Origin of the sequence: Massilia orientalis (assembly GCF_030411975.2) — a bacterium.
Lineage (GTDB): Bacteria > Pseudomonadota > Gammaproteobacteria > Burkholderiales > Burkholderiaceae_D > Telluria > Telluria orientalis.
This window is the reverse complement of record NZ_JASNRB020000022.1, coordinates 32,917-45,234: the sequence shown is the minus strand read 5'-3', so window position 1 is coordinate 45,234 and position 12,318 is coordinate 32,917. Positions and strand designations below refer to the sequence as shown.

The following is a 12,318-nucleotide window of genomic DNA, read 5'->3' as shown; positions in this document are numbered from 1 at the left end:
GTGAGATGCTCAGGCGGCGACGCGGAAGCGCGACACCGAATTCTTCAGTTCCTGCGCGAGTTCCGCCAGCTGCCGGATCGACTGCGCGGTCTGCTGCGTGCCGCCCTGTGCCTGTTCGGTGATCGCGAGGATGTGCTGCATATTATGCGCCACGCCGTTCGCGGACGTCGCCTGCAAGCCCGCGGCGACCGCCATCCCCTGGATCAGCTCCGCCAGGCGGTTCGACACGCGCGAGATGTCGGCCAGCGCCGCGCCGGCCGCGTCGGTCGTGCGCGCGCCCTCGACGACGCCCTGCGTCGACTTTTCCATCGCCGCCACGGCGTCGTGCGTGTCGGTCTGGATGGTGCGCACCAGCGCGCCGATCTGCTTGGCCGCTTCGGCCGACCGTTCCGCCAGCCGCTGCACCTCTTCCGCCACGACCGAGAAGCCGCGCCCCGCCTCGCCGGCCGACGCGGCCTGGATGGCGGCGTTCAGCGCCAGCACGTTGGTCTGTTCCGTGATGTCGGAAATGAGTTCGGTGATCTCGCCGATCTCCTGCGACGATTCGCCCAGGCGCTTGATGCGCTTGGAGGTTTCCTGGATCTGCTCGCGGATCTCGCCCATGCCGCGGATGGCGTTCTGCACCGCCGTCGCGCCCTGCTCCGCCGCCGCCACCGACTGGCGCGCCACCTCGGCCGACTCCTTCGCGGAGCTGGACACGTCCGTGATCTCGCCGGCCATGCGCAGCATCGTGGCCGACGTGTCCTGGATCTCGCGCGCCTGCTGGCCCGCCGCGACGAGCAGCCGGCTCGACACCTGCTGCGCATCGTTCGACGCCTGCGTCACCTTTTCCGCCGTATCGATCACGCGCACGACGAGGCCGCGCAGTTCTTCCACCGTGTAGTTGACGGAGTCGGCGATGGCGCCCGTGATGTCTTCCGAGACGGTGGCATAGACCGTCAGGTCGCCGTCCGCCACTTCCTGCAATTCGTTCATCAGGCGCAGGATCGCGGCCTGGTTCTGGTCGTTGGTGGCCTTGGCTTCCTCTTCCTTGGCCTGGGCCAGCAGGTGCATCGCCTCCGCTTCCTGGCGGCGGGCGTCGGCGCCGCGGGTGCGGTTGCGCGAATCCTGCAGCATCACGCGCGAGATGCTGCCCGCCGTGACGAGGGTGAAGATCGATGCCGCCACGAGCACCCACAGCCACATACCCGTGCTGCCCTCGCCGGCGCGGTACGACGCCTGCAGGCCGGTCAGCTGGCGGCGCAGCGTCTCGTTGTCGCGGAAGATCGTCTGCTCGGCGGCCTTGGCGGCCGTCATGTCGGACAGTTTGTCGAGGAAGGTGGAGATCAGCTTCTGGCAGATGTCGAATTTCGACTGCACTTCCTCCAGCTTGGCGCGCAGCGCCGGGTCGCGCAGCGCGGCCAGGCCCAGCGCGGCGCTGCCGTTCAGCAGGCCGTCGACGGTGGCGCGGAACGTGGTCGTGTCGCGGCCCATCTGGAACGCGGTCTCGGGACGGATGCCGCCCGACGTGAGGAATTCGCTGGCGCTGCGCGACAGGCGCTGCGTCAGCATCATCATGCGGCCCAGCGCCGCCAGTTCGCGCGCGCTGCCGCCGCGCGCCGTGCGTTCGGTGAGGATGTCTTCGGTCAGCGCCAGCATGTCCGGCGCCAGCACGTCGAGCTGCTTCAGGTTCTTGTCGAAGGCAACCAGCTCGGGCTTCATCTTGAGGATGCTGGCGGCGGCCGCGTCGGACACGTTCCACTTCTTGCGCACGGCGGCCAGCTGCGCGGCCAGGTCGCCCGACGACGCGGGAATCGCGTTGCCGTTGAAGTCGCCGCCGCGGGCCAGCAGGTCGAGGTCGTGCCCCAGGGCGATGCGGCTGTCCTGCAGCTGCGTGAACGCGTCCGGCACGCCTTGCATCGCATTCGGCGCGGCCTTGCCCACGCGCTGCGAGTGCATCAGCGCTTCGCTGGCGATCTGGGTCTGGCCGCTGGCGATCGCGCCGCTGCCGGCATTGCGCCACAGCGACAGCAGCGTGAGCAGGATGCCGATGCCGAAGGCGACGAGCAGGATGCGCAGCTGGCGCGGCAGGGACAGATGGCCGATGAGCGGCAGGCGCAGGTCGTCGTCGCCGCCCGTTCCACTGGCAGCTTCCTCCGCATGGCGGCGCTTGCGCCGGGCGAGCTGGCCGAGGCGCAGCGCGGCGTCATCGGCGGAACCCGTCGGCGCCTTGCCGCTGACCGGGCCGGCGGGCACCGTGCCGGGGCCGAACTGCGTGTCGGGCGACGCCAGCACCGTGCCGGACGCCTGCGCGTCGCCGCCCCCGTCCTTGGGGAAGAAATTCATCGACAGTTTGGATACGAATCCCATGCCAGCTCCAGTACAGAACCTGTTTTTTAAATGATTAGCGTGCCACTTGCAGGAAGCGGTCCGCGCGCGCGAGGGCGGCGAGCGACAGCGGCGTCCATTCCTGGCCGTCGGCGTCGCGCAGGCGGCCGTCGGCAGGTTGCATGTCGGCCGCGTGGCGCAGGCCGACGACCTTCGCCACCAGCAGCGCGCACGGAAAACCGAGGGCGGGGCCGAACGTCACGAGCCGCGTGCCGGGCGTTGGCGCCGCCTCCGCATCGAGATAGCGCGCCAGGTCGACGACGCCCAGCAGGTTGCCGCGCACGTTCGCGAGGCCGAGATACCACGGCTGCGTGAGCGGCACGGCGGCCAGCGGCGGCAGCGGCACGATCTCGCCCGCTTCGACGAGGTCGAGCAGGTAGCGCACGCCGCCGATCTCCACGCCCAGCTGGTGCGCGCGCGCGCCGCAGCTCGTGCGCGCGGCCTGCATGCGCTCGAGCAGCTGTTCCTGGTACTGGCGCAGGCGCGCGCGCCTGGCCGCGCCCTTCTGTCCGGCGGCGTCGCTGACGTCCATCTCAGGCGCCGAGCGTGGCGATCGTGGCCAGCAGCTTCGCCGGATCGACCGGCTTGACGAAATAATCCTTCGCGCCCTGGCGCATGCCCCAGATGCGGTCGGTTTCCTGGTTCTTGCTGCTGCAGATGATGACGGGGACGGACGCCAGCTCCGGATCGCGCGCGATCGAGCGCGTCACCTGGAAGCCGTTCGCGCCGGGCATCACCACGTCCATCAGGATCAGTTCCGGTCGCTCGGCGCGGATCTTGGCGAGCGCCTCCTCGCCGTTGTCGGCGGTGGTGACGGTGAAGCCGTTGCGCACGAGGATGTCGGTCAGGTAGTAACGTTCGGTCGGGGAATCGTCGACGATCAGGATTTTTTGTATGGCCACGGTGGGCTCCGCAACGTTGGAATCAGGCAGCCGCGTCGGTCCGGCCCTGCGCATGGTCGCGCACGGCCGCCAGCAGGCTGTCCTTGGAAAAAGGTTTGGTCAGGTAGGCGCTCGAGCCCACCATCGCGCCGCGCGCACGGTCGAACAGGCCGTCCTTGGAGGACAGCATGATGACCGGCGTGGCATGGAATTTCGCACTCTTCTTGATCAACGCGCAGGTCTGGTAGCCGTCCAGGCGCGGCATCAGGATGTCGCAGAACACCAGGGACGGATGATGGTCGTTGATCTTGGCCAGCGCGTCGAAGCCGTCTTCGGCCAGCACCACGCGGTAGCCGGCCTGCGTCAGGAAGATTTCGGCGGACCGACGGATCGTGCTGCTGTCGTCGATCACCATGATCGTCAGGCCTGTCGGTTGCGTCGTCATATTCGTTTCACTTCAGCATGAACCCGCAAGATAGCATAGGGGCTGCGGCTTGTGCATGAAGTGTTGCGATACGTCAACTTGCCGTAGGACGACTCATTGACTGGATGACACGAAACATTGGCGGGACGTTATTTCCCGTTGATGAACCGACAAATATCGATAGCACTGAGCCGCTCAGATCGCGGTCATTTCGAAGTCGTCCTTGCGCGCGCCGCATTCCGGGCACGTCCAGTTCATGGGCACGTCGGCCCAGCGGGTGCCCGGCGCAATGCCGTCGTCCGGTGCGCCGGCGGCTTCGTCGTAGACCCAGCCGCAGATCAGGCACATCCACGTCTGGTACACCTGTGTTTCAGTACTCACTTCGATTTCCTCTTTTCGGTTCAGATAAAATGGGGGGGAAAGGTATAGTATTCTACCCGCTGTGCAAAACCAAACGTCTCCACTCATCCTCACGTTCGGGCCCGCCGACCCGGTCGGGGCGCTGGGCATCCAGTCCGACGTGACCGTCTTCGCCATGCATGGCTGCCACGCCCTCTCGGTCGTGACGGGCCTGCTCGTGGCGGATTCCGCGCGCGTGGACGACATCCAGCCGACCGACCACTCGCTCGTCGTGGAACAGGCGCGCATGCTGCTCGAGGACATGCCGGTGGCCGCCATCAAGGTCGGCACCCTGGCCAGCCTGGAGCAGATCGCGGCGGTGGCGGAGATCGTGTCCGACTATGCCGACGTGCCGCTCGTGCTCGACCCGTTCACGTCGTCGCTGCCCGATTGCGGCCCGCGCGACGATGACATGCTGACCCTCATTCATCAACTGCTCGTGCCGCAGGCCAGCGTGTTCATGCTGTCGCAGCCGGAACTGGCGCGCCTGGCCGACTGCTGGCGCGACCCGGGCAGCATCGCCACCGTCGCCGAGGACGCGGCGGAGCTGACGGGCCTCGGCTGCGGCCACGTGCTCGTGACGGGCGTCGGCGGCGGCGACGGCAGCCGCTGCAACGAGTTGTACGAGCCGGACGGCCTGGCCACCGCCTTGCCCTGGGCCCAGCTCCTGCCCGGTCCGTTCGTCGGCGCCGGCAACACGCTGTCGGCCGCTTTGGTGGCGCGGATGGCGCGCGGTGCCGATGCGGCGGACGCCCTGCCCGGCGCCCAGGACTACCTCACCGGCACCCTCGCCAACGCCTGCCGCTTCGGCATGGGCCGGCTGATTCCGAACAAGATCTTCCGCGCTCCCGGCGCGGCCTGCTAACCCCGCCGGCGCCTGCGCCCGGGATTCATCCAGACAACCATGACCGCTACGTCCGACACCACTTCGAAAAACGACATCCTGTTCGCCCGCGCCCAGCAGACCACGCCGGGCGGCGTGAACTCGCCCGTGCGCGCCTTCCGCTCCGTCGGCGGCACGCCGCGCTTCATCACGCGGGCCGAGGGGCCGTATTTCTGGGACGCGGACGGCAAGCGCTACATCGACTACATCGGCTCCTGGGGCCCGGCCATCGTCGGCCACACCCATCCGGACGTCGTGAAGGCCGTGCAGGACGCGGCCGCGCGCGGCCTGTCGTTCGGCGCGCCGACCGAGGGCGAGATCGAGATCGCCGAGGAGATCTGCCGCCTCGTGCCGTCGATCGAACAGGTGCGCCTCGTCTCGTCCGGCACGGAAGCGACGATGAGCGCGCTGCGCCTCGCACGCGGCGCCACGGGCCGCGACAAGATCGTCAAGTTCGAAGGCTGCTACCACGGCCACGCCGATTCCCTCCTGGTCAAAGCCGGTTCGGGCCTGCTCACGTTCGGCAACCCGACGTCGGCCGGCGTGCCGGAAGACTTCGTCAAGCACACCATCGTCCTCGACTACAACAACATCCCGCAGCTGGAAGACGCGTTCCAGTCGATGGGCGACACCATCGCCTGCGTGATCGTGGAAGCCGTGGCCGGCAACATGAACCTGATCCGCGCGACGCCGGAATTCCTGCAGCGCATGCGCGAACTGTGCACGGAATACGGCACCGTGCTGATCTTCGACGAAGTGATGTCGGGCTTCCGCGTCGGCATCGGCGGCGCGCAGACGCTGTACGGCATCGTGCCGGACCTGACCGCGCTCGGCAAAGTCATCGGCGGCGGCATGCCGGTCGCCGCGTTCGGCGGCCGCGCGGACCTGATGCAGAAGATGGCGCCGATCGGCCCCGTCTACCAGGCGGGCACGCTGTCCGGCAACCCGGTCGCCGTCGCCGCCGGCATGACGACCCTGAAGCTGATCCAGCAGCCGGGCTTCTACGAGCACCTGACGGCGCAGACGAAGAAGCTGGTCGACGGCCTGACGGCCGCCGCGCAGGAAGCCGGTATCGCGTTCTGCGCGGACAGCGTCGGCGGCATGTTCGGCCTGTATTTCGCCGACACGATCCCGTCCAGCTACGGCCAGATGATGGCCGGCGACAAGGAGCGCTTCAACCGCTTCTTCCACGGCATGCTGGACGAAGGCGTGTACTTCGCGCCCGCGATGTTCGAAGCAGGCTTCGTCTCGGCCACGCACGACGATGCCGTGATCGCCGAGACGGTCGCAGCGGCCCGCCGCGTGTTTGCCCGCCTGGCGTGATCGCGCCCGGCCCGACATGCCGCTGAAGCTGTTCCGCCGCCTCACCGACAACGCCACGCTGAAATCGCTCGGCCCCGGCCTGATCACGGGCGCGGCCGACGACGACCCGTCCGGCATCGCGACGTATTCGCAGGCCGGCGCGCAATTCGGCTTCAACACGCTGTGGACGCTCGTGCTGACCTACCCGTTCATGGTCGGCATCCAGCTCGTGTCGGCGCGCATCGGGCGCGTGACGGGGCGCGGGCTCGCGGCCAACATCCGCCGCGCGTATCCGCCCTGGCTGCTGTACGCCATCGTCGCGCTGCTGCTCGTCGCCAACGTCATCAACATCGCGGCCGACATCGCCGCGATGGGCGAGGCGCTGCGCCTCGTGACGGGCACCGGCTCCAGCCACCTGTATGCGCTCGGCTTCGGCCTGCTGTGCCTCGCGCTGCAGGTCTTTTTGCCGTATGCCGCCTACGTGCGCTACCTGAAATGGCTGACCCTGGGCCTGCTGGCCTACGTCGCGACGGCCTTCGCCGTGCACATGCCGTGGACGGAAGTCTTCGCGCGCACCGTGTGGCCCCATTTCACCTTCACGAAGGATGCCGTCGCCCTCATCGTCGCCGTGTTCGGCACGACGATCAGCCCCTACCTCTTCTTCTGGCAGGCGTCGCAGGAAGTCGAGGAGATCCGCAACGACCACCACACACGCGCCCTGCGCACGCGCCCGCGCGACGCCGCCGCGCAACTCAGGCGCATCAAGTCGGACACCTTGATCGGCATGGGCTTTTCCAACCTCGTCGCCTTCTTCATCATGCTGACGACGGCCGTCACGCTGGGCGCGCACGGCATCACGGACATCCAGTCGTCCGCGCAGGCGGCCGAGGCGCTGCGGCCGGTGGCGGGCGAGTTCGCGTTCCTCGCGTTCGCGCTGGGCATCATCGGCACTGGCATGCTTGCCGTGCCCGTGCTGGCCGGATCGGCCGCGTATGCCGTCACCGAGAGCTTCCGCTGGCGCAACGGCATGGACCTGAAGGTCGTCGAGGCGCGCGAGTTCTACGGCATCATCGCGCTGGCCACGCTGGGCGGCGTCGCGCTCGACTTCGCGCCGGTCGACCCGATCGCGGCGCTGGTGCTGTCCGCGCAGATCAACGGCGTCATCGCCGTGCCGATCATGGCCGTCATGATGCTGCTCGCGCATAACCGCAAGATCATGGGCGGCTACACCTTGTCGACGCGCCATACCGTGATCGGCTGGATCGGCGTGGCGGTGATGCTGGTGGCCGTCGTGGCCATGTTTGCAACGATGTGACGGGTTGATCGTCTCCCCCACGCGTGGGGCTGCACCGACGCGACGACCGTATGTACGATGCGCTCCACATCGACCATCCATCAGGAGCCGCACCATGCAAACCACGACCGTCAATCCGCTGCCGCAACCGCAGTTCTCGCACGCCGGCATCATCTGGATCAAGCTCGCCGTCCTCTACCTCATCTTCGGGATCTCGCTGGGCATCGCCATGGGCGCCAGCCAGAACTTCACCCTGCGCCCCGTGCACGCCCACGTCAACCTGCTAGGCTGGACGACGATGGCCCTCGCCGGCCTGATCTACAGCGTGTTCCCGAAGGCGGGCGAAAGCCGTCTCGCGCGCCTGCATTTCTGGCTGCTGAACCTCGCATTGCCCGTGATGATGGTCGCGCTCTCGATGCTGCTGCTGGGTCATATGGCTTTCGCGCCGGCCTTGGTGATCGCGGAAATCATCGCATCGGTGGCCATCCTCGCGTTCGCCGCGAATCTGTTCCTGAATCTCAAGCAATAACGGGCCGCTCTCCGGTTATACTTTCCGGATAACAAAACCGGAGAGAGGCAACGACATGGCTGTGCGTATCATTCGCCGCATTATTCCCTGCTCCTGCGCCGTACTGATCGCGGCAAGCGCGCTGTTCGCCGGCACCGCCGGCGCCGCAACGACCAACCCAGGAACCAGCATGGACAAGAAAACCGTAGCGCTCGACACCATCCGCCGCCAGGAGCAGGCGCTGCAGTTCACGTCCTTCGACAACGACGCGGCGCTCGCGATCGGCAACAGGATCGTCGAGCAGGCGAAAGCGGACAAGGTCGCCGTCACGATCGACATCACGATCAACCGCAATCCGCTGTTCTTTTATGCGATGGCGGGCACGAGCCCGAACAACGTCGACTGGATCCGCCGCAAGAGCAACCTCGTGAACCGCACCGGCCACGCGTCGTTCTTCGTGCACACGGAAGCCGTCAACGCGGGCCGCGACTTCGACAACCTGCCCACGTTCGACTCGAAGGACTACGCGGCGCACGGCGGCTCGTTCCCCATCGTCGTCAAGGGGACGGGCCAGGTCGGCACGATCACCGTGTCGGGGCTCGCGGGCGTGGACGACCATGCGATGGTCGTGCGCGCGCTGAAGTGGTATCTGAAGGCGGACGACGTCGCGCTGTAAGCGTCAGGTCTCGACCGCCACCGCCTTCACGCGCCGCGCGCTCACGGCGCGCGACGCCCGCTTGCGCCACCAGATGATCACGCCGGTCACGCTCAGCATGGCGACGACGAGTCCCATGCACGAGATCAGGATCCGCCCCGGCAGCCCGAGGATGCGGCCGGAGTGCAGCGGGAACTGGGCCTGCACGAAGATGTCGGCCGCGGTCCCCTTCCACGGCTGGCGATCGCCCAGCAGGCGGCCATCCTGGCCGTCGTAATACAGCAGCGCGGGGCCGACGCCGCCCGTGCCGTGGTCGTCGCCCGGCGCGAACAGGCTCACCATGTAGATGCCGTACTCCTGCGAATAATAGAGGCTGCCGACGGGCGCATCCCAGCCGCGCCGGCGCGCTTCCGTGCCGGCGTGCGCGACGACGTCGCCGTACGGGACAAGCGGCTCGACCGGGTGTTGCAGGTCGGCCGGCACGCGGGTGTCGAACGGCGACGGCGTGACCCGCGTGAACGTCTGCATCACGGGATAGAACACTTCGCGGTACAGGTTCAGCGAAAACGCCGTGAAGGCGAGGACGAACAGCACGATCCACGTCCACAGGCTGAACGCGCGGTGCAGGTCGAAATTCAGTTTCGCGCCGCCGCCGCGCCAGCGTACCATCCACGCCGGGCGCCAGCGCTGCCACCACGACTTGCCGGGGTTGGCGGTTTGGCGCCGCACCGGCAAGGTCAAATAAAAGCCGACGAAGCAGTCGAGCGTCCACACCACCGCGATGGCGCCCATCAGCCAGATGCCCCAGCGGTCCGGCAGATGCAGCGAATAATGCAGGCGGTACAGGAAGGACACGAACGTCTCGCGGCTGATCGGCCACACGGCGCCCCACTCGCGCCGGCCCAGTTCGACGCCGCTGACGGGGTCGACGAAGACCTGGTTGAAGCCGGGCGACCTCAAGGCGCCCGTGGCGGGATCGATGCGCGGCGCCACGCCCAGCGCCAGCGATTTCCCGGCTTGCGCGTGCAGCGGCACGTACGACACGCGCACGTCCGGATGGCGCGCCTCGACCTGGCGTGCCAGCGCCAGCGGATCCCGCGGCGTGCCGGGCGTATGCGCTTCCATCAGGTGCGGGTTGAGCAGGTCGTCCAGTTCGTGGTCCCACGAGATCACGGCGCCCGTGATCCCGCTGACGAACAGGAAGGCCGCCGTGAGCAGGCCGCACCAGCGGTGGATGAGGGTCCAGGTCGCGCGCATGGTCAGAATGCGTACTTCAGCGTCAGGGTCGTGCTGCGCGGGGCCGCGTACGTGATCGCGCCGTATGCGGAGAACATGCCGAAATGCTTGCGGTCGAACGCATTGTTGACGTTCAGCTGGGCCGACAGCTGCCGCGTGATCTCGTAGCGCGCCATCAGGTTGACGACGCTGAACGGCGACTGTTCGATCAGCCCATTCGTGCCGGCGGGCGCGTTCGGATCGACCGTGTACGTGCGGCCTTCCCAGTTCACGCCGCCGCCGACGCTCAACGCGCTCCACGCATCCGGCAGGCGGTACGTCGTGAAGACGCGGAACAGGCGGCGCGGATAGACGCTGTTGACGTCCGCGCCGGCCGCATCCTTCGCGCGGTACTGCGTGTAGCCGGCCGTCACGTTCCAGCCTTTCGCCAGTTCGCCGGACGCATCGAACTCGATGCCCTCGCTCGTCGCGCCGGCGGCCGCGCGGTAATACGTCTCCGGCGCCAGGGGGCCGCTGCCGTCGCGGTCGACGAGGCCCGCTTCCTGGCCCAGGTTGTTCTGCTTCGCACGGAACACGGCGAACGACCCGTTCAGGCGGCCGTCGAGGAATTCGGCTTTCACGCCCGCCTCGTAGCTCTTGCCGACGATCGGGTCGAGCATGTTGCCGCCGATGTCCTTCAGGTTCTGCGGCTGGAAGATGTCGGTGTAGCTCGCGTACACGGAATACGTCCTGTCGATGTCGTAGACGAGGCCCGCGTACGGCGTCACTTCGTGGTCGTGCCTGATGTCGTACGCGGCCGTGTACAGGCCGCGGCCCGTCTTGGCGTAGTCGGTTACGCGGGCGCCCACGATCAGGGTGAGCGGATCGGCGAGCGAGAAGCGCGCCACGCCGTACAGCGCGTCCTGCTTCGTCGCGCTGCTTTCGTAGAACGTCGGCGCGCCCCACGCGGGCTGCGGGTACGCGGTCCCCGTCCATGCGTTGAAGTCGCCGACGGCCGGCATGCCGGCGCCCGTGCCGAAATCGGCCGCGCGGCTGTCGGAGACGAAGGTCTGCTTCTGGTGCAGCACGCCGAACGCCGCTTCGTGCGTGCGGCCGGCGAGTTCGAACGGACCGCTCGCGTGCACGCCCGCGTTGTCCTGCTTCGTGCGGGTCGCGTACGAACCGGCGAACGCGCCCAGGCCCTCGCCCGTCGCGCGGTCCGGCACGCCCGACAGGTACAGCAGGTAGGAATCGGAGCGGCGGTCACCGCGGCTGGCCGTGGCCTTGATCTTCCAGCCGTTGGCGAAGCCGTGTTCCAGGTTGACGAAGGCGCTGTTGTACGAGGTCGGCCAGCGGGTCCAGCCGGCGGCCGACGTCTTCGAGACGTCCCAGTCCGTCTTCGACCCGTCGGTATGCCAGTACGGCAGGCCGCCCCACATCGGGCCGTTCGCCTGGGTTTCCTGGCGGCTGATCCCGACCTGCAGCAGGGTCGAGCGTCCCAGGTCCGCGTCGATCGTCGCGTACGCGGTCTTGTTCCGGTTCGACAGCAGCGACACCCAGCTGTCGCCATCCGTGTATTCGCCGACGAAGCGGGCACGCACGCTGCCGTCCCGCGTCAGCGGCGTCGTCACGTCGCCCAGCAGCCGGCGCTGGTTCCAGCGGCCGATGCCCACCTCCACCGTGCCGGCCAGGGTCTTGCCGGTCGCATGTTTGCGCACGAGGTTGATGGCGGCGGACGGGTTGCCGGCGCCCGTCATCAGCCCCGTCGCGCCGCGCACGACGTCGACGCGGTCGTACAGCGCCAGGCTGCCCAGCACCTCGCCCGCACTCCACGACTGTTCCCACGTCGTCGGCACGCCGTCGATCTGCAGGTTGTCGATGTCGAACCCGCGCGCGGTGAAGCCGGCGCGGCTCGTCTCGTACTGGTTCACCGACACGCCCGTCACGTTGTTGACGACGTCCGTCACGGTGAACAGGCCCTGGTCCTCGATGCGCTGCTGCGTTACCACCGTGACGGATTGCGGCGTCTCGCGCAGCGACAGGGTCAGCGGCACGGCCGTCCGGTCCTTGCCGGTCGTGTAGGAACCGGTCCCCTCGGTCGTTTCGCCGAGCCGCGTGGCGCTGATCTGCACCTGCTGGATCGGCGCCTCCGCAGGGTCGTCGGCCCCGGCGGCCTGGGCCAGCAGCGGGATGGCGAGCGTGACGGCGGCCGCGAGGCGGTTGAGTGGAAGACGCCGGGCGGCGGCGCGCGCATGCATGACCATCGAAGACTCCGTTCCGAATTTCATATTGAACGCGAATGATAATGATTCTCATTTAATGAGTCAACGACAATGAGACGAACGCATGCCCGCGCTGCCGGCAGGACCGGCGCACGGGATCACGGGAGC

At 67.9% G+C, this 12,318-nt stretch carries 12 protein-coding genes; 5 read left to right on the top strand and 7 right to left on the bottom strand.

The window, feature by feature from the left end; translation table 11 throughout:
- Window positions 1–9: 9 nt before the first annotated feature.
- The 5 genes from QPK29_RS27325 to QPK29_RS27305 form a co-directional block, all read right to left on the bottom strand.
- Complete coding sequence (locus QPK29_RS27325) at window positions 10–2,349, bottom strand: methyl-accepting chemotaxis protein (RefSeq protein WP_371768955.1); 2,340 nt, start codon at window positions 2,347–2,349, stop codon at window positions 10–12.
- 34 nt (window positions 2,350–2,383) lie between these two features.
- Complete coding sequence (locus QPK29_RS27320; RefSeq protein ID WP_371768954.1) at window positions 2,384–2,899, bottom strand: chemotaxis protein CheW; 516 nt, start codon at window positions 2,897–2,899, stop codon at window positions 2,384–2,386.
- Window position 2,900: 1 nt separating this feature from the next.
- A complete protein-coding gene (locus tag QPK29_RS27315; RefSeq protein WP_036235745.1) occupies window positions 2,901–3,269 on the bottom strand; it encodes a response regulator in 369 nt (122 codons plus the stop codon).
- Window positions 3,270–3,291: 22 nt separating this feature from the next.
- A complete protein-coding gene (locus QPK29_RS27310; protein ID WP_056129984.1) occupies window positions 3,292–3,693 on the bottom strand; it encodes a response regulator in 402 nt (133 codons plus the stop codon).
- 174 nt (window positions 3,694–3,867) lie between these two features.
- The gene (locus tag QPK29_RS27305; protein WP_029755924.1) at window positions 3,868–4,020 is read right to left on the bottom strand and encodes a rubredoxin; all 153 of its coding nucleotides are present in this window, start codon (window positions 4,018–4,020) and stop codon (window positions 3,868–3,870) included.
- A 94-nt stretch (window positions 4,021–4,114) separates the two neighbouring features.
- On the opposite strand from QPK29_RS27305, the gene thiD reads away from it, so the two are divergent.
- The 5 genes from thiD to QPK29_RS27280 all read left to right on the top strand — a co-directional run bounded on the left by thiD (window position 4,115) and on the right by QPK29_RS27280 (window position 8,734).
- Window positions 4,115–4,936: a bifunctional hydroxymethylpyrimidine kinase/phosphomethylpyrimidine kinase gene (gene thiD, locus QPK29_RS27300; RefSeq protein WP_056129983.1), complete on the top strand. Its 822-nt coding sequence runs from the start codon at window positions 4,115–4,117 to the stop codon at window positions 4,934–4,936.
- Between the two features lie 39 nt (window positions 4,937–4,975).
- Complete coding sequence (gene hemL, locus QPK29_RS27295) at window positions 4,976–6,277, top strand: glutamate-1-semialdehyde 2,1-aminomutase (protein ID WP_371768953.1); 1,302 nt, start codon at window positions 4,976–4,978, stop codon at window positions 6,275–6,277.
- Between the two features lie 16 nt (window positions 6,278–6,293).
- Window positions 6,294–7,571: an NRAMP family divalent metal transporter gene (locus tag QPK29_RS27290; protein ID WP_056129979.1), complete on the top strand. Its 1,278-nt coding sequence runs from the start codon at window positions 6,294–6,296 to the stop codon at window positions 7,569–7,571.
- 94 nt (window positions 7,572–7,665) lie between these two features.
- A complete protein-coding gene (locus QPK29_RS27285; RefSeq protein ID WP_056129976.1) occupies window positions 7,666–8,079 on the top strand; it encodes a hypothetical protein in 414 nt (137 codons plus the stop codon).
- A 169-nt stretch (window positions 8,080–8,248) separates the two neighbouring features.
- Window positions 8,249–8,734: a heme-degrading domain-containing protein gene (locus tag QPK29_RS27280; protein ID WP_056129971.1), complete on the top strand. Its 486-nt coding sequence runs from the start codon at window positions 8,249–8,251 to the stop codon at window positions 8,732–8,734.
- 3 nt (window positions 8,735–8,737) lie between these two features.
- Here the strand turns inward: QPK29_RS27280 and QPK29_RS27275 are convergent, their stop codons facing one another.
- Window positions 8,738–9,970, bottom strand: coding sequence for a PepSY-associated TM helix domain-containing protein (locus QPK29_RS27275; protein WP_371768952.1), 1,233 nt, complete (start codon window positions 9,968–9,970; stop codon window positions 8,738–8,740).
- A gap of 2 nt (window positions 9,971–9,972) precedes the next feature.
- A complete protein-coding gene (locus tag QPK29_RS27270; protein WP_400189870.1) occupies window positions 9,973–12,216 on the bottom strand; it encodes a TonB-dependent siderophore receptor in 2,244 nt (747 codons plus the stop codon).
- Window positions 12,217–12,318: the final 102 nt, after the last annotated feature.